A 24,727-nucleotide genomic window follows, 5' to 3' on the forward strand; every position below is an offset into this window, starting at 1 on the left:
GATCAAAGCGTCCGTGCAATTTCCTTGATCTCGAACACCTCGAGCTGGTCGCCTTCGTGAATGTCGTTGTAGTTCTTGAGCTGGAGACCGCATTCGTAGCCGAACTTGACCTCCTTGACATCGTCCTTGAAGCGCTTGAGCGATTCGAGCTCGCCCGACCACACGACCGTATGGTTGCGCAACAGACGCACGGAAGAACCGCGCTTGACCATGCCCTCGAGCACATAACAACCGGCAACCGATCCAACACGGGAAATCGTGAAGACCTGGCGGATTTCCACCAGACCAATGATCTCCTCGCGCTTCTCCGGCGACAGCATGCCCGACAGCGCGGAACGCACCTCATCCACAGCATCGTAAATGATGTTGTAGTAGCGGATATCGACGCCAAAGGTCTCGGCCAGCTTGCGCGCACCGGCATCGGCACGCGTATTGAAGCCGATGATCACCGCACCCGATGCCTGCGCCAGGTTCACATCCGATTCGGAAATGGCACCGACCGCTCCGTGAATGACGTTGACACGGACTTCGTCGTTAGAGAGCTTGACCAGCGACTGCACCAGCGCTTCCTGCGAACCCTGCACGTCGGCCTTGATGATGAGCGGGAGGCTCTTGACCTCGCCGTCCGACATCTGCTCGAACATGCTTTCGAGCTTCGCCGCCTGCTGCTTGGCCAGCTTGACGTCGCGGAACTTGCCCTGACGGAAGAGCGCAATTTCGCGCGCCTTCTTTTCGTCGCCGAGCACGATCGCTTCATCGCCGGCTGCCGGCACGTCGGAGAGACCCAGGATTTCGACCGGAATCGAAGGACCTGCGGAATCGATCGCCTTGCCGTTCTCGTCGAGCATTGCACGGATGCGACCGAAAGTCGCACCCACGAGCAGCACGTCACCCTTGTGCAGGGTACCGGACAGAACCAGCATCGAAGCCACCGGACCACGCCCCTTGTCGAGACGCGCTTCAACGATCAGGCCCTTGGCTGCAGATTCGACCGGTGCCGTCAGTTCGAGCACTTCGGCCTGCAGCAGCAGCGCTTCGAGCAGCGCATCCACGCCTTCGCCGCTCTTCGCGGAAACCGGCATGAACATGGTGTCGCCACCGTACTCTTCCGGGATCACGCTCTCGGCAACCAGTTCCTGCTTGACGCGCTCGAGGTTTGCCTCGGGCTTGTCGATCTTGGTGATCGCCACCACGACAGGCACGTTGGCGGCCTTGGCGTGGTGAATCGCTTCACGGGTCTGAGGCATCACGCCGTCGTCCGCAGCCACCACCAGAATGACGATGTCGGTCGCCTTCGCACCACGGGCACGCATGGCCGTAAAGGCTTCGTGACCCGGGGTATCGAGGAAGGTGATCATGCCACGCGGCGTTTCCACGTGATACGCACCGATGTGCTGCGTAATGCCGCCATGCTCGCCGGCTGCAACCTTGGCGCGACGAATGTAGTCGAGCAGCGAGGTCTTGCCGTGGTCGACGTGACCCATCACGGTCACCACCGGCGCACGCGGCAGCACTGCCACATCCTTCTGCTCTTCGGTAACGTCGAGGAAGGCATCCGGGTCGTCGAGCTTTGCAGCAACAGCCTGGTGGCCCAGTTCTTCGACGATGATCATCGCCGTTTCCTGGTCCAGCACCTGGTTGATCGTGACCATCATGCCCATCTTCATGAGCGCCTTGATCACTTCGGTCGCCTTGACGGCCATCTTGTGGGCAAGATCGGCGACGGAAATGGTTTCCGGCACATGGATCTCACGCACGATCGGCTCGACAGGCGCCTGGAACGAGGTCTGGCGATCGTCCTGCTGATGGCGGCTGTGACGGCCACCACCCTTGGCACCGCGCCAGGCGTTGCCGGACGTCGATGCACCGACTTCGCCACGGGTCTTCAGACCACGACGCTTGCTGCTTTCGCTTTCACGAGCACCGCCGCGCTTGTTTGCCGAATCCTTGGTCTTGTCTTCGGTCTTCGCCGGCTTGTGCAGCGTACCGGAGGTCGACTTGGCGGGCTTCGCCGCCGCCGGACGCGCAGCTTCTTCCTTCGCCTTCTGCTCGGCGACGACACGCGCCTCTTCTTCAAGGCGGCGGTTTTCGGCTGCAGCCTTGGCGGCCTGCTCGCGCTCCTGGCGGGCACGGATGTCGGCCTGCTGGCGCTCTACCAGTTCGCGGTGACGGCGCGATTCGCGCTCGCGCGCTGCAACCTCTTCGTCACTGATGATCTGGCTGATCGGGACCGGACGGGAATGAACCATGGTCGGTGCCGGGCCGGCTTTCGGGGCCGCCTGGCGGTTGTCGCCGCCACGGGACGCGCCGCCGCGGCCATCGGCCTGCTTGCGGTCACCGCTCTTGCGATCATTGCCTTTACGATCACCGCCCTTGCGCTCGTCGTTCCTTGCTGCAGACGCAGCAGGTGCGGGCACAGGCGTGCTGACCGCGGGTTCAGGAGCAGCCACATCGGCCACGGGCTCGGCTGCAACCGCTTCGAAAGCGGCTTCCGCTACCGGCTCAGGCGCAACAACGGGCTCAGGCTCGGGTGCCGCCTCGACGACCGGAGGCGCCTCGGCAGGCGCAGGCTCGACGACGGGCGCCGGCGCGGCGACAGCCTCGACCGGTGCAACGGCTTCAACCTTCTCGGCCGGAGCCTGATCTTGCGCCGCAGCAGCCGTCGCCTCGACTGCCGTCGCTTCGCCACCTGCGGTGTCATCGCGCTTGACGAAGGTCCGCTTCTTGCGAACTTCGACCTGCACGGTGCGCGCACGACCGGTAGAGTCGGTCGCACGGATCTCGGATGTCTGTTTGCGGGTCAGAGTGATCTTGCCCTTGGATTCGACGTCGCCATGCGCACGCCGAAGATATTCGAGCAGACGCGCCTTGTCCTGCTCGGTCAGCATATCGTTCGCACCGGTCTTCACGACACCGGCACTCTTCAACTGCTCGAGCAGCGCCGCCGCCGGCATTTTCAGTTCGCCGGCAAACTGGGTCACGCTCATTTGTTCCATTACTGCCCTCCCGTCATTCTTCGAACCAGTGGGCGCGCGCAACGGAAATCAGCGCCTTGGCTCGTTCGTCGTCGATCCCGGCCATCTCAACCAGCTCGTCGACCGCGAGGTCAGCCAGGTCGTCCCGGGTGCGAATCTCATGACTCGCCAGCGTAGCGGCAAGCGCCTTGTCCATGCCATTGAGGTTCAACAGGTCGTCAGCGACGTTTTCCAGTTTTTCCTCGGTCACAATTGCTTCAGTCAGCAACACGTTGCGCGCACGGTTGCGCAACTCATTCACAGTGTCTTCGTCGAAGGACTCGATTTCGAGCATTTCGGCGAGCGGCACATAGGCAATTTCCTCAAGCGAGGAGAAACCCTCGTCGATCAGGATATCGGCCAGCTCTTCATCCACATCAAGCTTGGCCATGAAGACCGAGCGCAAACCGCCGCGCTCTTCTTCCGACTTGGCGGCCGACTCCTGCTCGCTCATCAGATTGATGGTCCAGCCGGTCAGCTCGGACGCCAGCTTGACGTTCTGCCCGTTGCGACCGATGGAGATGGCGAGATTGTTCTCGTCCACCACCACATCCATCGCGTGCGCTTCTTCGTCAACAACGATCGAAACCACTTCGGCGGGCTGCAGCGCCGAAACCACGAACTGGGCCGGGTCGGCAGACCACACGATGATGTCGATCTGTTCGCCACCGATCTCGTTACGCACGGCGGTCACGCGCGAACCACGCAGACCGACGCAGGTGCCGATCGGATCGATACGCGGATCATTCGACTTGACGGCCACCTTCGCACGCAGACCGGGGTCACGTGCGCAGGCTTTCATCTCGAGCAGGCCGTCTTCAATCTCGGGCACTTCAAGCTCGAACAGCTTCATCAGGAATTCGGGCGCGGTGCGCGACAGGATGAGTTGCGGACCCCGCGCGCCACGATCGATCTTGAGCAGATACGCCCGGACGCGGTCACCCACGCGCAGGTTCTCGCGCGGAATGTGCTGATCACGCGGCAGCACGGCTTCCATCCGGCCCACTTCGATGATCGCATTGCCCCGCTCCATGCGTTTGATCGCACCGGAAACCAGGAATTCCTTGCGTTCAAGGAAGTCGTTCAGCACCTGCTCGCGCTCGGCATCGCGAATTTTCTGCAGAATGACCTGCTTCGCAGCCTGGGCACCGATACGGCCGAAGTCGATCGGCTCGAGCGCTTCCTCGATGTAATCACCCAGCTCGACGTCGGCCTTGACCTCGCGCGCATCGATGATGCCCATCTCGGCCTCATCGTTGGTCACGTCCTCGTCGAGCATGACCACCCAGCGACGAACCGACTCGTAATCGCCGGTATCGCGATTGATGCTGACGACAACGTCGGCATCGTCATGAACGCGCTTTTTGGTCGCGGAGGCAAGCGCCGACTCGAGCGCGGCGAACACGATGTCTTTGGCAACGTTCTTTTCACGTGCCAGCGCATCCACAAGCAGCAGAATTTCGCGGCTCATTTCAGTAAAACCTCCACATCCAGAGTCTCAGAATTTCGGAACAAGGCGTGCCTTCTCGATATCAGCATAGGGCAGGCTCAGTTCGCCCTTTTCAGTCGTGAGCAGCACCTCGCCGTCACGCACACCCTGAAGCACGCCTACAAAATTTCGTTGATTGCCGATTGGCAGGGACAGTCGCAACTGGATCTCGTGCCCGGCAAAGCGCTCGAAATCAACCAGCTTCTTGAGCGGCCGATCGAGCCCCGGGGACGACACTTCGAGCCGGTCGTAATCGATATTCTCGACTTCGAAAACCCGGGTCAGCTGGTTACTGACGGTCGCGCAATCATCCACGTTGATACCACGCTCGATATCGATGAAGACGCGAAAAAGCCGCCCCTTGGGCGACAATTCAAGGTCAACCAGCTCGTACCCGAGCCCACTGACCACTTGCTCAACCAGACTTCCCAGATCCACCCGCATACTCACGCCATCCGCGACTACAAATAAAAAATGGGCAAAAAGCCCATCCCTGTTGACCCCAACCGGAGAATCGGGCTCCCCATTATTGGGAGCACCCGATAAAGCCCGCCGAGTATAGCGCGAAAAGCCCGCGACGGGCAAACCGGCACAATTCATGCACGGCATGCCCGACGGGCTGCAAACCTGGCGGATCGATCCTTACCCAAGTGGCAGGCTGTCATGCACCTCGCAGCAGTTGTTCTCGCGCGCGAACGCTCAGGCACGCGGCGCAGTGCGCCGCAACTTGGGCGGTTGCGCCTTGCCCGGCGGCCCCTGCTTTGGCGGGGGCGGCGGCAGGCCGGCAAGCTTGCACACCTCGACCTCGGGCATTTCCATCCACATCCCGCGCTTTAGCCGTGAAGGCAGTTCGACCGGACCGTAACGCACCCGTATCAGCCGGCTCACGGTGAGTCCGATCGCCTCGAACATGCGCCGGACCTCGCGATTACGCCCCTCCGAGAGCGTCACGTGATACCAGTGATTCACCCCCTCGCCACCAGCAGCCTGCAGGGAGTTGAAGCGGGCCGGACCATCGTCGAGCACAACGCCGTCAACCAGTTGACGCGCCTGCTCTTCAGTCAGCTCGCCCAGCAGACGGACCGCGTACTGCCGGTCGATCTCATAGCGCGGGTGCATCAGCTTGTTGGCGAGATCGCCATCACTGGTAAACAGCAGCAAACCCGAGGTATTGAAGTCCAGACGCCCCACTGCGAGCCAGCGCCCCTTGCGCAGGACCGGCAGGCGCTCGAACACTGTCGGGCGCCCTTCAGGGTCGTCACGCGAAACGATCTCGCCCTCGGGCTTGTGATAGATCAGAACCCGCGGCGTGCGCTGCACGAAGCGCAGCGGAATCAGCTTGCCGTTGAGCTTGACCCGGTCACCCGGCCCGATCTTCTGCCCGAGCGCTGCGGGCAGACCATTGACCGAGATACGACCTGCAACCACGAGCTCTTCGATCTCGCGGCGCGAAGCCACGCCGGCCTGAGCCAGCACCTTCTGCAGACGCTCGGGTTCGGTGAAGGTCGCCGGACCATTCTGGGCGGGACCACGGCGGCGCTCCCGCCCCGGCCCTTCGAGGGTCATGCCTTCAGGCGTACCCAGCGCGGACTTGTGCGCGTCCGGGCGCATGGCGGGACGACGGTCCTCGTCCACGAATTCATCGGGCGCGTCGCGGCGCCCACCCTGGCGGGGCTGATGCCGTCCCTGCTCAGTCGGTTTCTTGGTCGGCGGCCGCAGCGGCCGATTGGATTTGCGTGGTGTCGACAAGATCCATGATCCTTTCGATTTCAGTGAGAGCCGGCAGCTCGGTGAGGCTGCGCAGACCCATATCATCCAGGAAACGTCGCGTGGTCGCGAACAACGCCGGCCTGCCGGGCGTGTCGCGATGACCGACAACGTCGATCCATCCCCGCGATTCCAGGGTTTTCAGTACGCCAGGGGAGACCGTGACACCGCGAATATCCTCGATGTCGCCACGGGTTACCGGCTGGCGGTAGGCAATGATTGCCAATGTTTCCATGACCGCACGCGAATAACGCGGCGGTTTTTCCTCCTTCAGGCGATCCAGGTACACCTGGAATGCAGGGCGCGTCTGAAAACGCCAGCCGCCGGCCAGTTGCACCAGCTCGACGCCGCGCTCCGACGCATCCCAGTCGTTGCGCAGCTCGTCGAGCAGACGCCGCACCAGATCCGGTCCCGGATCTTCGTCGAACAGCCCGCGCAGGACGCCCACCGTCAACGGTGCGGGCGTCGCCAGCAATGCCGTTTCGATGATGCGTTTGCACAGTTCAGGCGTTGTCGCGCGATCCATCAGCCAGTTTCACGTATATCGGCGCAAAGGCCTCGTTCTGCGTGACATCGACCAGTCGTTCCTTGACCAGTTCGAGCACCGCCAAAAAGCTCACCACCAGGCCGGCCGCACCCAGCTCCGGCTCGAACAGCGTATCGAAGACCACGAAATCGCCGCCCCCCAGCTTGCGCAGGATCGACGTCATGTGCTCGCGAACGGACAGCTGCTCGCGCCCTACCCGGTGATTCTGGGTCAGCCGGGCCTTCTTCATGATGCGCAACCAGGACAGCTGCAGATCGTGCAGGCTGACCTCGGGCAGGCGCTCGACCACCTTCTCGGCGACAAACACGCTCACCCACTCGAAATCGCGCTCGACCCGCGGCATGGCATCGAGGCGCGCCGCGGCAAGTTTGGTCTGCTCGTACTCGAGCAGCCTGCGCACCAGTTCGGCGCGCGGATCTTCTTCTTCGGCATCGTCCCGCGGCGGACGCGGCAGCAGCATGCGTGACTTGATCTCGAGCAGCATCGCTGCCATCAGGAGATAGTCTGCAGCCAGATCGAGGTTGCTGGCACGCATCGCTTCGACGTACGTCAGATACTGAACCGTCAACGGCGCCATCGGAATGTCGAGAACGTTGAGGTTGGCCTTGCGGATCAGATACAGCAGCAAATCCAGCGGCCCCTCGAACGCATCAAGGATGATCTGCAGTGCGTCGGGCGGAATATACAGGTCTTTCGGCATTTCGAGCATGGGCTCGCCGTAAAGACGTGCGATTGTCGCCACATCCTCGACCGTTTCGATCGGGACCAGTGGCAGCGGCAGCGTCGCTTCAGTCATTGCGAAGCATGCGGTTCCCGACGTCGAAACTCAGCACGATCCACTCACCCGTAGCTCAAGCCCATTGCTTCGCGCACATCCCGCATCGTCTCCTGGGCAAGCTTGCGCGCGCGCTCGCAGCCATCGGCAAGAATGTTGCGCACCAGCGACGGGTCCTCGATATAGGGACGCGCACGCTCGCGCAAACCCGCCTGTTCCTTGATCACCGCATCGACAACCGGCTGCTTGCATTCGATGCAGCCGATCCCCGCACTGCGGCAGCCATTCTGCACCCAGTCGCGGGTCGATTCGTCCGAATAGACAACATGAAACTGCCACACCGGGCACTTATCCGGATCACCCGGATCGGTGCGCCGCGCACGGGCAGGATCGGTTTGCATGGTGCGTATCTTGCGCGCCACGCTGTCGTCGTCCTCGCGCAGGAAAATCGTGTTGTTGTGAGACTTCGACATCTTCTGCCCATCGAGACCCGGTATGCGCGGGGCATCGGTCAGCAGGGCGTCCGGCTCGACCAGGATCATCTTGCCGTTGCCTTCGAGGTAACCGTAGAGACGCTCACGGTCACCGAGGCTCAGGTTCTGTGTTTCCTCGAGCAAGGCCTTGGCCTGTTCGAGTGCATCCCCTTCGCCGTCCTGCTGGAAGCGGACGCGCAATTCGGCATACATGCGGGCACGCCGGGAGCCGAGCTTGCGCACCGCATCCCTGGCCTTGTCCTCGAACCCGGGCTCGCGACCGTAAAGGTGATTGAAGCGCCGCGCCACTTCGCGCGTCATCTCGACATGCGGCACCTGGTCCTCACCCACCGGCACGGTATCGGCGCGATAGATCAGGATGTCAGCCGCCTGCAGCAGGGGATAACCGAGAAAGCCGTAAGTCCCGAGATCCTTGCCACTGAGCCTGTCCTGCTGATCCTTGTAGCTCGGCACACGCTCAAGCCAGCCCAGCGGGCACATCATCGACAGCAGCAGATGCAGCTCCGCATGCTCGGGCACGCGCGACTGGATGAACAGCGTTGCCTGCGACGGATCGACGCCGGCTGCGAGCCAGTCGATCAGCATCTCCCAAACATGGTCTTCGATCACCGCCGGGGTATCGTAGGCGGTGGTCAGTGCATGCCAGTCGGCAGCGAAGAACAGGCAGGGATGCTCCTCCTGCAGCTTGACCCAGTTCTTGAGCACTCCGTGGTAATGACCGAGATGCAGACGCCCGGTCGGGCGCATGCCGGAGAGAACGCGTTCAGCGTACATGGCAGGTCTTAGATTCCGAAAATCAGGGCGAGAAAAAAGCGGAACATGGCGAGCATGGGCCCCAGAATGGCGCCCAGCAAACCGCTAAACAGCAACAGCAGAAGAATAGGAAAACCGAAGGGCTCGATGCGCGAGAAGTGCCACGCAAGGCGACCGGGCAGCAGGCTGACTGCGATGCGCCCCCCATCGAGCGGCGGAATCGGCAGCAGGTTGAGCAACATCAGCACGCCGTTGATCTGCATGCCCGCATCCGCCATTTTCATCATCGGAATGGTGAAGGCACCCTGCGGCGAGCTGATCGCAAGCTTGAACAGCAGCGCCCAGCCGATGGCCATTGCCAGGTTGGCACCCGGCCCGGCCGCCGCGACCCACAGCATGTCTGCCTTGGGGCGCCGCAAACGGCCAAAGTCGACCGGGACCGGCTTGGCCCAGCCAAAAAGAATGCCGCCTCCGCCGAACAGAACACTCAGGCCAAGGATACCTGCGGGGACCAGCACAGTACCGACCGGATCGATGTGTCGCAGGGGATTGAGCGTGATGCGCCCGGCCCGGTCTGCCGTTGGATCGCCGAAATAGCGGGCCACATAGCCATGCGCCGCTTCGTGCAGCGTAATGGCGAGCAACACCGGCAAGGCCCAGATGGCCAGATTAGATATCAGCGATTCCATGAAAGCGGGAGCACAAAGCAGCGCATTCTAGCAGAGCCGGCCCTAGTCCTCCTCAATCCCGAAGGGGGCCAGATCGCCCCGACCTGCGCGCACCAGGGTCGGGCCGCCGCCGGTGAGGTCGATCACCGTGGTTGCCTCGGGACCGCAAAAGCCCGCTTCGATGACGAGATCGACCTGTTTTTCAAGGCGATCACGAATCTCCTCGGGGTCGGTCAGGGGCAGATCTTCGTCCGGCAGCAGAAGCGTGGACGACAGCATCGGCTCGTCCAGTTCGGCAAGCAGCGCCGAGACGACCGCATGCTCTGGAACCCTCAGACCGATCGTTTTTCGCTTTGGATGCAGCAGGCGTCGGGGCAGCTCGCGCGTACCTTCGAGAATGAACGTATAGGGCCCGGGGGTCGTCGCCTTGAGCAGGCGGTACTGGGTGTTATCCACCCTGGCGTAGGTCGAGATCTCCGACAGGTCGCGGCACAGCAGGGTGAAGTGATGACGATCGTCCACACCACGGATGCGCCGGATGCGCTCAAGCAGCGAGGCGTCGCCCGTCAGCCCGCCGAGGGCGTACGCGGAATCGGTCGGAAAAGCGACGAGCCCTCCGCCGCGAATGATCTCGGCGGCCTGACGGATCAGGCGGGCCTGGGGTTGCTCCGGATGGAGCGAGAAAAATTGAGCCATATGCCTTTCTTGTTTTCAGTCGTTCAACCCAGGCGCGACCATACGGGCGTCAGGTCTGACGGAAGCGGATTGCACCGGCCGAGGTCGACCGGGCTCTCGCTCTCGCCATGAAAGTCGGAGGCGCGGGAAGCCAGCAGGTTACGCCGCCTTGCAATGCTTGCAAAACGTCGCATCTCGTCTTCGGAGTGCGCACCGGAGACCACTTCGACCGCTTCGCCCCCCGCAGCGACGAACCGATCGAACAGCTCTTCGAGCGCGGCAGTCGACAGACGGTAGCGTGCCGGATGTGCAATGACGGCAATGCCGCCCGCCTCGCGAATCCAGCCTACGGCCTCTTCGAGACTTGCCCACTCATGCTCGACGAAACCCGGCTTGCCACGTACGAGGTAATGCTCGAACACGGTCTTGACGTCGGGCATGACGCCGCTGGCCACCAGGAAACGCGCGAAATGGGCGCGGCTGACGAGGTCGGGGTTACGCGCAAACTGCCTCGCCCCGCCCAGTGCGTCGCGGATACCGGCCTTCTCGAGCGCCTCGGAGATCCGTCTTGCGCGGGCATCGCGGCCGCTTCGCACCTGCTTCAGGCCCTCGATCAGTGCCGGGTGACGGTGATCGAAGCCGAGGCCGACGATGTGAATGGTTTCTCCCGCGAACGACACCGAGATTTCGACACCATTGACGAAGCGCAGCCCCAGCTCCCCCGCCACCCGCGCCGCTTCATCGAGTCCGCCGAGTTCGTCGTGATCGGTCAGCGCGAGCAGTTCGACACCGTTGGCTGCCGCGCGGCGCACGACCGCCTCGGGTTCAAGCCAGCCGTCGGACACCGTGGAATGGCAATGCAGGTCTGCGTTCATTGAAAAGTCTCCGGTCATGCGTGTTCAGACCGCAGGAAGGCTTCAATGATCCCGGCCACCTGCTGCGGCTGATCGTGGTGCAGGTTATGCCCCGCATCCGTGATCGTCGCTACCCGGACATCCCGCAGGCACGCCTTGGCACTCTCGTGCGACTCGTCGTTCACCCCGATCCGTTGCCGCACGCTCTGATCGTCCGGCTCCAGCCACAATACCGGCGCCGACACCCGGCGCCAGCAGGCTTCGGACTCGGCTCGACGGTAAAGCACCGGGTTCACCCGTCGGTGCGCGGGATCACCCGCCAGCCTGATGCCGCCCTGCCCGTCGTCCTCACCCAGATGACGCGCCAGCCAGACGGCCTGCTCGGCAGCCAGGCGCGGATTGTCCCGGCACAGACGTGCCGCCAGGGTATCGAAATCGGCGTAGGGCCTGAACTGAGCCGGCGACCGGAGGTCGTGCAGCCATTTTTCGTAGCGGCCAGGCGCTTCTTCGGGCGAGCGGTCCACCAGACCGAAGCCGTCCATGACCACCACCCGGCCGACCCGTGACGGCCGGATGCCGGCGTACATCAGCGCCACGTTGCCACCGAGACTGTGACCGCCGAGACGCACCTCACCATTTGGCTGCAACTGCTCGAGAATGGCGTCAAGGTCGGCAAAGTAGTCCGGAAACCAGTATGCGTCGCCGCACCACTGGCTGAGACCGAATCCGCGCCAGTCGGGTGCAATGACATGCCAGTCACCCTCAAGCGCATCGACAATGAACTGAAATGACGCCGACACATCCATCCATCCGTGAAGCAGGAACAGACGAGGCGCACCTTCCCGCCCCCACTCTCGAACGTGGTAGCGCACACCCCGGACTTCGAGGAAACGGCTTCGGCTTGATTTCATGCTGCGATGATAGCAAATGACGCCCCGCTCATCGCACGCAGGCGACGTCGCTTCGATATACTTCGCGCCATGTTCGCCCACCCATTCCGGCTTGCAGCGCTCGCCTTCGCCTATACCCTCGCCGGCTGGCTTGCGCTTCAGCTTGCCGTCCCGCCCGGCTATGCAGCCCCCTTCTATCCGGCAGCAGGCATTGCACTCACCGGCCTGCTGATTTTCGGCCACCGGCTCTGGCCCGCGATTTTTCTCGGCTCCCTGCTGGTCAACCTGAACGCGCAGATGCAGAGCGGTGGGCCAGAGTCCATCGGGTGGACGCTTGCGCTCGTGCCCTTTGGCGCCGTAATCCAGGCCGTATTCGGCGCATGGCTGGCACAGCGACTGATCGGCTTTCCGAATCCGCTGGGATCCCCGCGCCAGATCCTGCGCTTTCTCGGCGTGGTTGCGCCGGCAAGCAGTCTGATCAGCCCATCTCTGGCCATACCGCTGCTGTATGCCTCAGGCACCATTGGTGCTGACGATATTGCCTTCAGCTGGTGGAACTGGTGGATCGGCGACACCATGGGCGTCATCATCGCCGCCCCGGTGATGTTCGTGCTCTTTGGTCAGCCGGCCGAAGACTGGCGCTCGCGCAGACTTGGTGTCATCGTGCCCCTTGGCATCGCCATCGCCCTGCTTGCCTTCGCGTTTCACAATGTCCGCAACTGGGAAGCCCTGCGAGTGCAGACCCAGTTCAACCGCGATGTCGAGCACGTCGCCAGCGGAGTGCGAAAACGCCTCGAAGTGCAGATCGACATGATGCAGTCGATCGAGCGCCTGATGGTCGTCAGTGAAGAGGTCACCCGTGCCGAGTTTCATGATTTCGTCACCCCATGGCTCAAGCGCTACCCCGGGACACAGAACTTCGGCTGGAATCCGCTCGTCCGCCATGCCGAAAGAATGCGCTTCGAGCAGTCAGTCCGGAACACGGGCCAGCGTGACTTCCGGATTCTCGGACGTGACGCCGAAGGGCGCACCTTTCCTGCGCTGAAAGCCGAGGAGTACTTCCCGATTACCTTTGTCGAACCGCTGGCCGCCAACCTGAGCGCGCTCGGTCTCGACCCGGCGTCCCTGCCGACGACCGCCAGAGCGATTGATGCGTCGCGCCGCACCGGAATGCCGGTTGCCTCGGAGGCGATCCGCCTGGTGCAGGAGGAACAGGTTCAGCGCGGCGTTGTCGTCTATCTCGCGGCATTTGGAAAAACGACGGGCCCTGATCAGCCACGGCCACTGCTAGGGGTCGTTTCCGGCGCCTTCCGCATGGACGACTCAATGACCACGGCGCGAGAGCTGGCAAAACGCACGGGTATCGAACTGTGCCTGATCGATGCCGACGGCAGCCCCGACAATCGCCGCCTCTCCGGCGCGGCCGGTTGCGAAACCGACGCCTGGCTCCACAAGGGGGTGCGCCGCGCACTGCCCATCCTGTTTGCTGGGCGCAACTGGGAGCTGCGCCTGAGCGCGACGCCCGAGTACATCGCCGGAATGCGCAGTTGGGCCGCGTGGAGCACCGTTGCCGTGGGGCTGCTCGCGATCGGCATGCTGGGCGCCTTTCTGCTGATCACGACGGGAAACACCCGGCGCATTGCGCGCCTGGTCGATCGGCGCACCGAAGAACTTAAAACCGCAAGCGACAGCCTTCGCGCCCAGCAGGACGCACTCGCCGAAGCACAGCGCATCGCCCGGCTGGGTAGCTGGGAGGTCGGCAGCGACGGCAGAACCCTGCAGGTTTCGGGAGAGCTCCATCAGGTCCTGAACTGCGACGCGGCAACGCTTCGCACGCTCACCGACCTCGTTGCCTGCGTCGAGGAGTCCGACCGCGAACGACTGCAGGCCGCAATCGCCCGGGCGACCGAAACAGCCGGGCGGGTCACGCTCGACTGCGACCTTGGCGCATCACCGGGTCATGTACTCCAGTTCCAGATCGAAAGCACCCCGGAAGCCGACAGCCGGCACCACCTGAGAGGCACTGTCCAGGACGTCAGTGCCGAGCGAGAGGCAGAAGCCCATATTCAATACCTCGCTCATTTCGACCCACTCACCGGGCTACCGAATCGCAGCGCCTGGATGAATCAGGCGCAAACGGCGCTGATCTCGGCACACCGCAACGGCGACCTCCTGGGCATCCTGTTCCTCGACCTCGACAACTTCAAGACCGTCAATGACTCGCTCGGCCACCCCGTCGGCGACCGGCTGCTGGCAGCCGTTGCGCGGCGCCTGGCCGGGTGCCTGCGCGAAGAGGACATTCTTGCCCGCCTTGGTGGTGACGAGTTCGTCGCCCTGCTGCCACGCCTGCCTCACTCGGACGATGCCGCACAGGTCGCGCGCAAGCTGATTGAAGTGCTCGCAGCCCCGATTCACATCGACGATCACGAACTGTCCACATCGGTCAGCATCGGCATCGCCCTCTCCCCGGCCGACGGCGAGGACGTAGACACCCTGCTCAAGCATGCGGATACGGCGATGTACGGCGCCAAGGCCGCGGGCCGCAATCAATACGAGTTCTTTGTGCCCGACATGAACGCGCGCGCGTTCGAGCGGCTCATGCTGGAGAACGCGTTGCGGCGGGGTATCGAGCGCAATGAGCTGGTGCTGCACTATCAGCCGCAGATCGAAGCCCGCAGTGGGCAGGTCAACGGATGTGAGGCGCTGGTGCGCTGGAACCATCCCGATCTCGGCCTGGTGCCGCCGCTGCAGTTCATCCCCGTTGCGGAAGACTCCGGCCTGATCGGGCCGCTTGGTGAATGGGTGCTGCGCGAGGCCTGCCGCCAGCAGGCGCAATGGCAAAACAGCTCGATGAGCGAGCTGCGGATGGCGATCAACATATCCGCCCTTCAGTTCCTCAAGCCCGACTTCGTCGATACGGTGAAACGCGCGCTTGCCGACACCGGCGCAAATCCGCAGCGGATCGAACTCGAGATTACCGAAAGCGCGCTGATGCAGCCGGGTACAGCACTGACCGGACGGCTGCTGCAGTTGCGCGACATGGGGCTGACGCTGGCGCTGGACGATTTCGGCACCGGCTACTCCTGCCTGGCCTATCTGAAGCGCCTGCCGATCCGGCGCCTGAAGATCGACCATTCCTTCGTCAGGGACCTGCCCGGCGACCAGGAAGACGCCGCGGTGACCTCTGCCACACTGTCGCTGGCGCGTGACCTCGGCCTCGAAGTGGTTGCCGAAGGCGTCGAAACCGTCGAGCAGCGTGACTACCTGCTTGCCCGCGGTTGCCATTCACTGCAGGGCTTCATGTATTCCAGGCCGCTCACCATCGCGGACTTCGAAGCCTGGACCGAAGCCAGACGGCAGCCGGCCTGAACGAAAAAATGCCCGCGCCGGCAAACCGGGCGGGCACTTCGGCATGGGGTTCAGGCGGACACGATCGCGCGTCCGCCCTGCTCCATCCTACTGCATGCGCGAGAACACGATCTGTCCGTTCTCGATGTCTGCCCGGATGCGGTCCTCTGCACCGAACTGACCTTCGAGAATGGCCCTCGCCAGCGGATTCTCGATCCGCTCCTGAATCGCCCGCTTCAGCGGACGCGCGCCAAACACCGGATCGAAGCCCGCCGAGGCAATGTCGGCCAGTGCCGCATCGCTGACCTCGAGCTTCATCTCCAGACGCGCCAGACGCTTCTCGAGATACTGCAGCTGGATCTTCGCAATGCCGGCGATGTTCTTCTCGTCGAGCGAGTGGAACACGACGACCTCGTCGATCCGGTTGATGAACTCGGGGCGGAAGAAGGTCTTCACCTCGGCCATCACCGCCAGCTTGACCACACCGTAGTCGCTGCCCGCCATCTGCTGGATCATCTGGCTGCCGAGGTTGGACGTCATCACGATCACCGTGTTCTTGAAGTCCACCGTGCGCCCCTGCCCATCGGTCATGCGGCCGTCGTCGAGCACCTGCAGCAGCACGTTGAACACGTCCGGATGCGCCTTCTCGACCTCATCGAACAGGATCACGCTATAGGGCTTGCGCCGCACCTGCTCGGTCAGATAGCCGCCTTCCTCGTAGCCAACGTATCCCGGCGGGGCACCGATCAGACGCGCCACCGAGTGCTTCTCCATGAATTCGCTCATGTCGATGCGGACCAGATGCTCCTCGGAATCAAACAGGAACTCGGCCAGCGACTTGCACAGCTCGGTCTTGCCCACCCCGGTCGGGCCAAGGAACAGGAAGGAGCCATAGGGCCGGTTCTCATCCGACAGACCGGCGCGGGAACGACGGATCGCATCCGAAACCAGATGCACCGCCTCGTCCTGCCCCACCACCCGGGCGTGAAGACGCTCTTCCATCTTGAGCAGCTTCTCGCGCTCGCCCTGCATCATCTTGCTCACGGGGATACCCGTTGCGCGTGACACCACCTCGGCGATTTCCTCGGCGCCCACCTGGGTGCGAAGCAGCTTGTTCGGAGTCGCATTCTCGCCGGCCTGTTCGGCCATCTTCAGCTGGGCCTCGAGCTGCGGCAGCTTGCCGTACTGCAGCTCGGCCACCTTGTCGAGCTGGCCCTTGCGCTGGAAGTCGGCCATCTGCGCACGCAGCTGGTCGATTTCCTCCTTGATGTGCGCAGAGCCCGAGGCCCGGGATTTCTCGGCCTTCCACACTTCCTCAAGGTCGTTGTACTCGCGCTGCAGCTTGGCGAGTTCGTCCTCGATCAGTTGCAGCCGCTTCTTCGAGGCCTCGTCCTTTTCCTTCTTCACTGCCTCGCGCTCGATCTTGAGCTGGATCATGCGACGGTCGAGCTTGTCCATGACCTCGGGCTTGGAGTCGATTTCCATCTTGATGCGCGCACCGGCCTCGTCGATCAGATCGATGGCCTTGTCCGGCAGGAAGCGGTCGGTAATGTAGCGATGCGACAGCTCGGCCGCGGCGACGATGGCCGGATCGGTGATATCGACACCGTGGTGGATCTCGTACTTCTCCTGCAGACCGCGCAGGATGGCGATGGTCGCCTCGACGGTCGGCTCGTCGACCTGCACTTTCTGGAAGCGGCGCTCGAGCGCCGCATCCTTCTCGATGTACTTGCGGTACTCATCCAGCGTCGTGGCGCCGATGCAGTGCAACTCGCCACGCGCCAGCGCCGGCTTGAGCATGTTGCCCGCATCCATCGCACCTTCGGCCTTGCCTGCACCGACCATGGTGTGAATTTCGTCGATGAAGAGGATGACCTGGCCTTCCTCCTGCGCGATTTCCTTGAGCACAGCCTTCAGGCGCTCCTCGAATTCGCCGCGGTACTTGGCACCGGCCAGCAGTGCGGCCATGTCGAGCGAGAGCACTTTCTTGCCCTTCAATGTCTCCGGCACTTCGCCGTTGACGATACGCTGCGCCAGGCCCTCGACGATCGCAGTCTTGCCCACGCCAGGCTCGCCAATCAGGACCGGATTGTTCTTGGTTCGGCGCTGCAGGATCTGAATGGCACGGCGGATCTCGTCGTCACGGCCGATCACCGGGTCAAGCTTGCCCGAGCGCGCACGCTCGGTCAGGTCGAGGCAGTATTTTGCCAGCGACTCGCGCTGTGCCTCGGCATCCTGACTGCCGACGCTGGCGCCGCCGCGAACGGCCTCGATCGCGGCCTCGAGCGGCTTGCGCGAGAGCCCGTGCTCTTTCATCAGACGACCGGTTTCGCCCTTGTCATTGCTCAGTGCGAGCAGGAACATCTCGCTGGCGATGAACTGGTCACCCCGCTTCTGCGCTTCCTTGTCGGTGAGATTGAGCAGGTTGCTGAGGTCGCGCCCGACCTGCACCTCGCCACCGTGGCCTTCCACCTTGGGCAGTCGCTCCAGGGCCTTTTGCAGGGCGGCCTTGAGCGGCGGCACATTGACGCCGGCGCGCTGCAGCAGCGACACCGTGCCGCCGTCGTCCTGGCCGAGCATGGCCAGCAACAGGTGCTGTGGCTCGATGAACTGCTGGTCGTTGCCCAGTGCAATGCTCTGGGCATCGTTCAGGGCCTGCTGAAATTTGGTCGTAAGCTTGTCGAAGCGCATGGCTGACATCCTTGGTGAATTCGGGTTGAATCCTATGTGGGGCGCATCCTCCGTGCTTCAAGCCCCCAAACCCTGAACTTGGGGCCAAAACAGCAAGCCCGCTACCCGAATCGGGGCGTCTGTGCGCAGAGCGGACGATGAGAGCACCGCCCCGCATTTGCGCGCCTGACCTAGCCTGTCCTGCGCAGCGCCTGCACCTCAGCCCCTGCCCAATGGCAACGAACCCTGTGCCCGCCGCCCATGCTCTGCTCGGCCGGATAGGCTGCACGACAGATGTCGCTGGCAAGCGGGCAGCGTGGATGAAAATGGCAACCTGCAGGCGGATCCAGAGGCGAGGGCAAGTCGGCGGAGACCGTCATTGCCGGCTGGTGAGCGTCCGCACCGGCGCTGACCTTCGGCACCGCCGCAAGCAGGGCACGGGTGTAAGGATGTGCCGGTGCGCCGAGTACGCGCGCCGCCGGGCCGTGCTCGACGATGCGACCGAGATACATCACCGCCACCTCGTCGGCCAGATACTCGACCACAGCGAGGTTGTGGGTGATGAACAGATAGGCCAGCCCGAGCTCCTGCTGCAGCTCGCGCATCAGGTTCAGCAACTGTGCCTGCACCGAGACATCGAGCGCGCTGGTCGGCTCGTCGCAGACAATCACCTTCGGCGACACGGCCAGCGCCCGCGCAATCGCAATGCGCTGGCGCTGACCGCCGGAGAACTCGTGCGGATAACGCCAGCGCATGGAGGGTGACAGCCCGATACGATCCAGCAGGGCATCGACCGTCTTGCGCCGTGATGCGGCATCGCCCGCCACACCGAGGCTGAGCATGCCCTCCTCGATGATTTCACCGATCCGGAGGCGCGGGTTGAGCGATGCGAACGGGTCCTGAAACACCATCTGCACGCCGCGTCGCATCGGCATCAAGGCGTCGCGCGAGAGGCCGGTCTGACGCTCGCCGTTGTAGAAAACCGCGCCGCCCGTGCTCTGGTTCAACTGCAGGATGGCCTTGCCCACGGTGGTCTTGCCACAGCCGGACTCTCCAACCAGGGCCAGCGTGCGCCCGGCACTCAGGGCCAGGCTGACACCGTCGACGGCCCGCACCTGCCCGACGACGCTGCGAAACAGCCCCTTGCGCACCGGAAAATGGACTTCGAGGTCGCGCACCTCGATCAGCGGCGTCCCCTCGCTTCTGCTTGCCGACGTGACATCGCCGGCCTCCGCCCGGTGCAGGGGTCGCGGCACGCTGACGCCGTCGTAAAGATGGCAGCGCACGGTCTGCGCGCCGATCTGCTGCCAGCCAGGCGATTCGTCGTCGCAGCGGTCAAACGCCTGCGGGCAGCGATCGGCGAAGCGGCAACCGACGAAATCCTGATCCAGCGCAGGCACGCTTCCAACCGGCGCATCGAGCATGGTGCCGCGGCGCGCACCGTCGGGCAGCGCCGCGAACAGCTTGCGTGCATAGGGGTGGAGTGGCGTGTTGAAAAAGGCCTGGCGCGGACCGGTCTCAACCAGCTCGCCGGCGTACATCACCCCTACCCTGTGGGCCATCCGCGCCACCACGCCGAGATCGTGCGTGATCAGCAGCATGGCCATGCCGCGTTCTGCCTGCAGCCCCGCCAGCAGATCGAGCACCTGAGCCTGGATGGTCACATCGAGCGCAGTCGTCGGCTCATCGGCGATCAGCAGTTCGGGGCGACCGGCCAGCGCCATCGCAATCATCACCCGCTGCTTCATGCCGCCGGAGAACTGGAAGGGGTAGTCGTCGAGCCGGGCATCGGCACCGGGAATCCCCACGGATTCGAGCAGCAGCCGGGCCTCGGCACGGGCCTCGGCGCCGCGCAGCTTGCGATGCAGTTGCAGGGCTTCGCCGATCTGGTCGCCGATCGTCATGACCGGATTGAGACTGGTGGCGGGCTCCTGGAAGATCATGCCGATACGCCCGCCGCGTACCGAACGCATCCGCGTTTCGGGCAGCCGCAGCAGGTCGTCGCCGGCCAGACCGAGCTCGCCCCCGTCGACTCTGGCGGCGTCGGGCAGAAGGCGGCTGATCGCAAGCGCCGTCATCGACTTGCCGCAGCCGGATTCACCGAGCAGGGCAAAGGTCTCGCCTGCGGCTATCGAGAAGCTGATGCCGTCAACCGGACGGACATCTCCGCCGGCGGCACGAATGGCCACCTTGAGCGCGCGCACGTCGAGCAGGGGCGCCGCGCCCGGGACGGATACATCGGGCGTCGTGCCACTCATTCAGGGGGGGCCATCCGGAAGCAGATATGAAAAGGGCCGCTACCGCGGCCCGTCAGACGATCAGTGATGATGTCCGCCAGCACCATGGACGTGTCCATGGCCAATCTCTTCTTCAGTACCGGCACGCACTTCGGCCACCGTCACGTCGAAGATCAGCGCCACGCCGGCCAGCGGATGGTTGCCATCGACCACCACCTTGCCTTCGGCAATGTCGGTAATGCGGTAGATGATTTCTTCCTCGCCGTCTTCGCTCACGCGCTCGAAGGACATGCCGACTTCGATGTTGTCCGGGAAGAGCTTTGCATCTTCCACCAGCACCAGTTCTTCGTCGTAGTCACCGAAAGCGTCTTCGGGTTGCAGCTTGATCTTGAAGTTCTCGCCTACCTTCTTGCCGTGCAGGGCTTCTTCCAGCGTCGGGAAGATGCCGTCGTAACCACCATGGAGATAAACCAGCGGATGCTGACCATCGTCGATCACCGCACCGTCCGGGTCGGTCACGGTGTACTTGAGGGTGACGACGCTGTTCTTTGCAATTTCCGTTTGCATGCTATGTATCCAGTTCCTTGACCAATTTTAGAACCGCAGCCACATGGCCGCGGGGCGTGACATCACGGAGCACGTGACGGATGACACCCTGTTTGTCGATGACGAAGGTTGTCCGCGCCACGCCCATCTTCTTTACCCCGTCGACTTCCCTGGCCTGCCACACATCGTAAAGACGCGCGACCTCGGCATCGGTATCGGAGAGCAGCCGGACGGACAGTCCGTGCTGATCGCGAAACTCGGCATGCGTCAGGGCGTCGTCGGGACTGACACCCACGATGATGCAGTCGCAACGGGCGAATTCGTCTTCATGGTCACTGAAGTCGGCCGCCTGAAGCGTGCACCCCGGAGTGTTGTCACGCGGGTAAAAATAGAGAATCACACGCTGCCTGCCGCGCGTGGACAGGAGGTCGAAAGTCTCCATATCCGCGTCCGGCAAGGTGAAAGCGGGGGCAGTGTCTCCGCTCTGAAGCATGAATTCTCCCTGACGTTCAGCGGATTCTAGCGGAGTGGCGGTGCGAACTCTACCGGACTGTGATCGGGGCTCAACAAACATGATGTCGCTCCTTTCTGGTTTTGGCACGGCCAGGTGACGGAAATACGTACCTGAGTCATCAATAGCCCAGTCCTGCATCATGCTCAAGACGCAGTGCGTCATTCGCCGTTTGCTGATAAAGATTTGCACACCGCACTTTACTGTTTAAAATTACAGCAACAATCAGGAGATGGCCATGAGCACCCGCAGCGAACACCTGACTGCACGCCAGCAGGAAATACTCGATTTCATCCGCCAGACGGTGGAGAGCGAGGGCCGCCCCCCCACCCGTCTCGAAGTGTGTACGGCTTTCGGTTTCCGCTCTCCCAATGCGGCAGAAACTCATCTGCGCGCACTGGCAGCAAAGGGCGCAATCTTGCTCGAGGAAGGACGCGCCCGCGGCATCCGGCTGGCGCAGGCGCTGGGCCTGCCGCTGATCGGCCGGGTTGCGGCCGGCAGCCCGATCCTCGCCGCAGAGCATGTCGAAAAACGTTTCCAGCTCGACCCGACGCTGTTCTCCCCCCGCGCCGACTACCTGCTGCGGGTGCGCGGCATGAGCATGCGCGACGCCGGCATTCTCGATGGCGACCTGATTGCGGTTCATCGGGCCGGCGAGGCGCGCAACGGCCAGATCGTGGTGGCCCGCATCGACGACGAGGTCACGGTCAAGACCTTGCAGCGCAAAGGCCGTACCGTGGAATTGCTGCCGGCAAACCCCGACTTTGAACCGATCGTGGTCGACCCGCAACGATCGCAACTTGTGATCGAAGGCATCATGGTCGGCCTGATCCGCAAGGACAACTGAGCACCGGGACGCGCTGCCCGCAACGCTGCAGCCCGCCCCTGAAAACGCCGTTATGCCGGGGGCGTTCTGCCCGGACAGCAAGCCGTCCGGTTTGTGCCACCCGGCGTCTGCCGCTATCCGCCAGAGGCTTCCGGAGCACATGCTTATTCATTCCACGGACGCGCGCCGCACGCCCCACCGACCGACATCGACCTGAGCACACGCTGCCGCCATGCCGACTCACACCGCACTCGCCACGCTTCCTGCCGGACTGGTCTGGCAGGGACGGCAACTCGCACATCAGGGCGGCCCGGTACTGCCGACAGGCCATGCCGCGCTTGATGCAGAGCTGCCCGGCGGCGGCTGGCCGGGCGCCGCGATGACCGAACTGCTGGCAGACCAGCGCGGTGTAGGTGAGCTTTCGCTGCTGATGCCGTTGCTGCGCCAATCCGGACCGGCGCGCTGGCAGGTCTGGATTGCCCCGCCACAAATGCCTTATGCCCCGGCACTCCATGCTGCCGGCGTCGATCTTGGATCGCTGCTGCTGCTGACCCCGGCCACCGCCGGAGAAGCCGTCTGGGCCGCCCGCCAGGCCCTTGGCTCGGCCAGCTGCCATGTCGTGCTGGCGTGGCTGCCGCAGATCGACAGCGCCGGCCTGCGTCGCCTGCAACTGGCGGCCGAACAAGGCTCGACCCCGCTCTTCCTGTTCCGCGCACTGGCCACCGCACGCCAGCCCTCACCGGCGCCGCTGCGGCTGGCACTCTCGGCCCAGCAGGGTGCCTTGCGCATCGACCTGCTCAAGCGCAAGGGCCCGCTCGCACACGCCCCCGTTGTGCTGCCGCTGCACGGCGACCGGCCTTGACTCCGCAGGCATCCCGACGTGCTGTGGCTGGCCCTGATCCTTCCCGAATTGCCCCTGCAGGTCCACATTCGCGGCCTGGCAGCCTCCGGCCTGCTCGCCATTACCGAGAACAGGCCCAGCGCTCAGGTCATCGCCGCCACGCCTGACGCCCGCGCACAGGGCATACAGCCCGGCCAGGGCGTCGCCGGCGCGCTCGCGATGCTGCCGACGCTGCGCCTGGTGCCACGCACTCCTGAGCGTGAAGCCGCCCTGCTGAAGGAGCTGGCGGCCTGGTCGGGTGCGTTTGCCTCCCGCGTCTGCCTCGACCCACCCGACTGCATCCTGCTGGAGGTCGCCTCCAGCCTGCGCCTGTTCGGCGGACTCGACGCCCTCGAAGCCGCCTTGCTAGACGGACTGCAGCAGCAGGGACTCGATGCCTGCAGCGCGGGCGCACCCACACCGCTGGCAGCACGCTGGTTCGCGCGCCATGCACATCATGATCCGCAGTCTGTCGTCACACCTGCACCGGACTGGCACGCCCGCCTCGATGCCTTGCCGCTGGAACTGCTTGCCGACGACGGCGCGATCAGCACGAGCAGCTTCGATCTGCTCCATGACCTCGGCCTGCGTACCCTGGGTGAAGTCCGTGCGCTTCCCGCAGCAGGCCTCGCCCGTCGTCAGGCGCAGGCGGTCAGCGAAACCCTTGCCCGTGCCTACGGCGAATGCCACGACCTGCGCCCGGCGTTCATCCCGCCCGAGCGCTACACGGCCCAGCTCAGCCTGCCCGCGGCAACCGTCAATACCGAGCCCCTGATGTTCGCCGCCCGGCGCCTGTTTGCCGGCCTGCCGAGCTGGCTCGCCGCACGACACACCGGCATCGACCACTGCCGCCTGAGCCTGCAGCACGAACGCGGCGAGGACACCGTGCTCGACATCCTCACCGGCATGCCGAGTCGCGACGAAGCCAGGCTCAACCTGCTCGCGCGCGAACGGCTGGCGGTACTCGAACTGCCATCGGCGGTGGAAGGCATGACGCTGAGCACCGACGCACCACGTGCGCTGGCCGCCCGCTCGGACGACCTCTTCGGCGACCCTGCGACCGAACGTGAAAACGCCTTGCTGCTGCTGGACCGCCTGCGGGCACGGCTGGGAGAAGACTGTGTGAGGCAGCTGAGCATCGTTCCGGACCGCCGCCCCGAGTGCGCCTGGCGCAGCACCGCATTGGGCACGATCTCACCCCGCCCGGCTCGAAATGCAGACACGCCTGCCGGCGCCACCCGGCCGCTCTGGCTGCTGACCAGGCCGCGCCGGATCGATGCACCGCGCAAGCTTTACCTGCTGCGAGGGCCGGAGCGCATCGAACAGGGGTGGTGGGACGGGCATGACATCCGTCGCGATTACTACCTCGCGCAAACGGCCGACGAAGGCTTGTGGTGGGTATTCCGCGAACTGGACCCGCCACACGACTGGTACCTGCAGGGCTACTTCGGCTGAGCCTCAACGCCCTGCAGAGCCCCCATGCATCAGGAGGCAGGCGGGAGCAGTCCGTTCATGAACCCTGCCAGCGCCACATCCTTTGCAGTAAGTCCGCCTGCGTCATGCGTGCTGAGCACGACATGCACACGGTTATAGACATTGGACCACTCCGGATGGTGATCCAGCTTTTCGGCCTGCAACGCCGCCCGGCTCATGAAACCGAAAGCCGCATTGAAATCCGCAAACCTGAATTCGCGCTCGATCGCATCCCGCCCATCCACCATCTTCCAGCCGGGCAAGCCGGCCAGAGCGGCGGTTCGTTCCGCATCGCTGAGTTTCATCCTGC

20 protein-coding genes are annotated in these 24,727 nt (G+C 63.8%); 4 read left to right on the top strand and 16 right to left on the bottom strand.

The features are described 5' to 3' along the window. Positions 1-2 precede the first annotated feature (2 nt). The 11 genes from infB to CEW83_RS06870 all read right to left on the bottom strand — a co-directional run bounded on the left by infB (position 3) and on the right by CEW83_RS06870 (position 11,947). Positions 3-2,996 (bottom strand): translation initiation factor IF-2, encoded by a 2,994-nt coding sequence (gene infB / locus CEW83_RS06820; protein WP_108948677.1) that lies wholly within the window; start codon positions 2,994-2,996, stop codon positions 3-5. Between the two features lie 13 nt (positions 2,997-3,009). Next, complete coding sequence (nusA, locus tag CEW83_RS06825) at positions 3,010-4,485, bottom strand: transcription termination factor NusA (RefSeq protein ID WP_108948678.1); 1,476 nt, start codon at positions 4,483-4,485, stop codon at positions 3,010-3,012. A 27-nt stretch (positions 4,486-4,512) separates the two neighbouring features. Further along, positions 4,513-4,947 (bottom strand): ribosome maturation factor RimP, encoded by a 435-nt coding sequence (rimP, locus tag CEW83_RS06830; RefSeq protein ID WP_108948679.1) that lies wholly within the window; start codon positions 4,945-4,947, stop codon positions 4,513-4,515. 255 nt (positions 4,948-5,202) lie between these two features. After that, positions 5,203-6,252, bottom strand: coding sequence for a 23S rRNA pseudouridine(2605) synthase RluB (gene rluB, locus CEW83_RS06835; RefSeq protein WP_108948680.1), 1,050 nt, complete (start codon positions 6,250-6,252; stop codon positions 5,203-5,205). Then, positions 6,194-6,796, bottom strand: coding sequence for an SMC-Scp complex subunit ScpB (gene scpB / locus CEW83_RS06840; protein ID WP_108948681.1), 603 nt, complete (start codon positions 6,794-6,796; stop codon positions 6,194-6,196). The genes rluB and scpB overlap by 59 nt, the downstream gene beginning before the upstream one ends. Continuing rightward, positions 6,774-7,613 (bottom strand): segregation and condensation protein A, encoded by an 840-nt coding sequence (locus tag CEW83_RS06845; protein WP_108948682.1) that lies wholly within the window; start codon positions 7,611-7,613, stop codon positions 6,774-6,776. The genes scpB and CEW83_RS06845 overlap by 23 nt, the downstream gene beginning before the upstream one ends. Positions 7,614-7,657: 44 nt before the next feature. Then, entirely contained in the window at positions 7,658-8,860 is a 1,203-nt protein-coding gene (locus CEW83_RS06850) for a tryptophan--tRNA ligase (RefSeq protein WP_108948683.1), read from the bottom strand. A gap of 8 nt (positions 8,861-8,868) precedes the next feature. After that, a complete protein-coding gene (locus CEW83_RS06855; protein ID WP_108948684.1) occupies positions 8,869-9,528 on the bottom strand; it encodes a site-2 protease family protein in 660 nt (219 codons plus the stop codon). 42 nt (positions 9,529-9,570) lie between these two features. Then, a complete protein-coding gene (locus CEW83_RS06860) occupies positions 9,571-10,203 on the bottom strand; it encodes an L-threonylcarbamoyladenylate synthase (RefSeq protein ID WP_108948685.1) in 633 nt (210 codons plus the stop codon). Between the two features lie 23 nt (positions 10,204-10,226). After that, a complete protein-coding gene (locus CEW83_RS06865; protein WP_199915221.1) occupies positions 10,227-11,057 on the bottom strand; it encodes a 3',5'-nucleoside bisphosphate phosphatase in 831 nt (276 codons plus the stop codon). A 14-nt stretch (positions 11,058-11,071) separates the two neighbouring features. Further along, the gene (locus CEW83_RS06870; RefSeq protein ID WP_108951244.1) at positions 11,072-11,947 is read right to left on the bottom strand and encodes an alpha/beta fold hydrolase; all 876 of its coding nucleotides are present in this window, start codon (positions 11,945-11,947) and stop codon (positions 11,072-11,074) included. Between the two features lie 69 nt (positions 11,948-12,016). Here CEW83_RS06870 and CEW83_RS06875 point away from each other — a divergent pair, with 69 nt between their 5' ends. Continuing rightward, complete coding sequence (locus CEW83_RS06875; protein ID WP_108948687.1) at positions 12,017-15,295, top strand: EAL domain-containing protein; 3,279 nt, start codon at positions 12,017-12,019, stop codon at positions 15,293-15,295. 87 nt (positions 15,296-15,382) lie between these two features. Here the strand turns inward: CEW83_RS06875 and clpB are convergent, their stop codons facing one another. The 4 genes from clpB to CEW83_RS06895 all read right to left on the bottom strand — a co-directional run bounded on the left by clpB (position 15,383) and on the right by CEW83_RS06895 (position 21,220). Further along, on the bottom strand, positions 15,383-17,965 hold the full coding sequence (gene clpB / locus CEW83_RS06880; RefSeq protein WP_108948688.1) for an ATP-dependent chaperone ClpB: 2,583 nt from the start codon (positions 17,963-17,965) through the stop codon (positions 15,383-15,385). Between the two features lie 170 nt (positions 17,966-18,135). Beyond that, positions 18,136-20,202 (bottom strand): dipeptide ABC transporter ATP-binding protein, encoded by a 2,067-nt coding sequence (locus tag CEW83_RS06885; protein WP_108948689.1) that lies wholly within the window; start codon positions 20,200-20,202, stop codon positions 18,136-18,138. Between the two features lie 60 nt (positions 20,203-20,262). Continuing rightward, positions 20,263-20,748, bottom strand: coding sequence for an FKBP-type peptidyl-prolyl cis-trans isomerase (locus CEW83_RS06890; RefSeq protein ID WP_108948690.1), 486 nt, complete (start codon positions 20,746-20,748; stop codon positions 20,263-20,265). Position 20,749: 1 nt separating this feature from the next. Next, positions 20,750-21,220, bottom strand: a complete 471-nt coding sequence (locus CEW83_RS06895; RefSeq protein WP_108951245.1) for a peroxiredoxin — start codon at positions 21,218-21,220, stop codon at positions 20,750-20,752. 256 nt (positions 21,221-21,476) lie between these two features. On the opposite strand from CEW83_RS06895, the gene lexA reads away from it, so the two are divergent. The 3 genes from lexA (at position 21,477) to CEW83_RS06910 (ending at position 24,399) form a co-directional block, all read left to right on the top strand. Beyond that, on the top strand, positions 21,477-22,085 hold the full coding sequence (gene lexA / locus CEW83_RS06900) for a transcriptional repressor LexA (protein WP_108951246.1): 609 nt from the start codon (positions 21,477-21,479) through the stop codon (positions 22,083-22,085). A gap of 211 nt (positions 22,086-22,296) precedes the next feature. Continuing rightward, on the top strand, positions 22,297-22,926 hold the full coding sequence (gene imuA / locus CEW83_RS06905) for a translesion DNA synthesis-associated protein ImuA (RefSeq protein ID WP_108948691.1): 630 nt from the start codon (positions 22,297-22,299) through the stop codon (positions 22,924-22,926). Between the two features lie 18 nt (positions 22,927-22,944). Continuing rightward, on the top strand, positions 22,945-24,399 hold the full coding sequence (locus tag CEW83_RS06910) for a Y-family DNA polymerase (protein ID WP_108948692.1): 1,455 nt from the start codon (positions 22,945-22,947) through the stop codon (positions 24,397-24,399). A 29-nt stretch (positions 24,400-24,428) separates the two neighbouring features. On the opposite strand, the gene CEW83_RS06915 is transcribed toward CEW83_RS06910, so the two are convergent. After that, a complete protein-coding gene (locus CEW83_RS06915) occupies positions 24,429-24,722 on the bottom strand; it encodes a 4a-hydroxytetrahydrobiopterin dehydratase (protein ID WP_108948693.1) in 294 nt (97 codons plus the stop codon). Positions 24,723-24,727 lie beyond the last annotated feature (5 nt).

Source organism: Parazoarcus communis, assembly GCF_003111645.1.
GTDB lineage: Bacteria > Pseudomonadota > Gammaproteobacteria > Burkholderiales > Rhodocyclaceae > Parazoarcus > Parazoarcus communis_A.

Excerpts from the sequence above, each read along its gene's own strand:
- CEW83_RS06870 (WP_108951244.1), bottom strand. The coding sequence starts at position 11,947 with ATGAAATCAAGCCGAAGCCGTTTCCTCGAAGTCCGGGGTGTGCGCTAC.
- CEW83_RS06890 (WP_108948690.1), bottom strand. The coding sequence starts at position 20,748 with ATGCAAACGGAAATTGCAAAGAACAGCGTCGTCACCCTCAAGTACACC.
- CEW83_RS06885 (WP_108948689.1), bottom strand. The coding sequence starts at position 20,202 with ATGAGTGGCACGACGCCCGATGTATCCGTCCCGGGCGCGGCGCCCCTG.
- scpB (WP_108948681.1), bottom strand. The coding sequence starts at position 6,796 with ATGGATCGCGCGACAACGCCTGAACTGTGCAAACGCATCATCGAAACG.
- imuA (WP_108948691.1), top strand. The coding sequence starts at position 22,297 with ATGCCGACTCACACCGCACTCGCCACGCTTCCTGCCGGACTGGTCTGG.
- CEW83_RS06850 (WP_108948683.1), bottom strand. The coding sequence starts at position 8,860 with ATGTACGCTGAACGCGTTCTCTCCGGCATGCGCCCGACCGGGCGTCTG.
- CEW83_RS06915 (WP_108948693.1), bottom strand. The coding sequence starts at position 24,722 with ATGAAACTCAGCGATGCGGAACGAACCGCCGCTCTGGCCGGCTTGCCC.
- lexA (WP_108951246.1), top strand. The coding sequence starts at position 21,477 with ATGAGCACCCGCAGCGAACACCTGACTGCACGCCAGCAGGAAATACTC.
- CEW83_RS06895 (WP_108951245.1), bottom strand. The coding sequence starts at position 21,220 with ATGCTTCAGAGCGGAGACACTGCCCCCGCTTTCACCTTGCCGGACGCG.
- infB (WP_108948677.1), bottom strand. The coding sequence starts at position 2,996 with ATGGAACAAATGAGCGTGACCCAGTTTGCCGGCGAACTGAAAATGCCG.
- CEW83_RS06865 (WP_199915221.1), bottom strand. The coding sequence starts at position 11,057 with ATGAACGCAGACCTGCATTGCCATTCCACGGTGTCCGACGGCTGGCTT.
- CEW83_RS06875 (WP_108948687.1), top strand. The coding sequence starts at position 12,017 with ATGTTCGCCCACCCATTCCGGCTTGCAGCGCTCGCCTTCGCCTATACC.
- rimP (WP_108948679.1), bottom strand. The coding sequence starts at position 4,947 with ATGCGGGTGGATCTGGGAAGTCTGGTTGAGCAAGTGGTCAGTGGGCTC.
- CEW83_RS06860 (WP_108948685.1), bottom strand. The coding sequence starts at position 10,203 with ATGGCTCAATTTTTCTCGCTCCATCCGGAGCAACCCCAGGCCCGCCTG.
- nusA (WP_108948678.1), bottom strand. The coding sequence starts at position 4,485 with ATGAGCCGCGAAATTCTGCTGCTTGTGGATGCGCTGGCACGTGAAAAG.
- CEW83_RS06855 (WP_108948684.1), bottom strand. The coding sequence starts at position 9,528 with ATGGAATCGCTGATATCTAATCTGGCCATCTGGGCCTTGCCGGTGTTG.
- CEW83_RS06845 (WP_108948682.1), bottom strand. The coding sequence starts at position 7,613 with ATGACTGAAGCGACGCTGCCGCTGCCACTGGTCCCGATCGAAACGGTC.
- clpB (WP_108948688.1), bottom strand. The coding sequence starts at position 17,965 with ATGCGCTTCGACAAGCTTACGACCAAATTTCAGCAGGCCCTGAACGAT.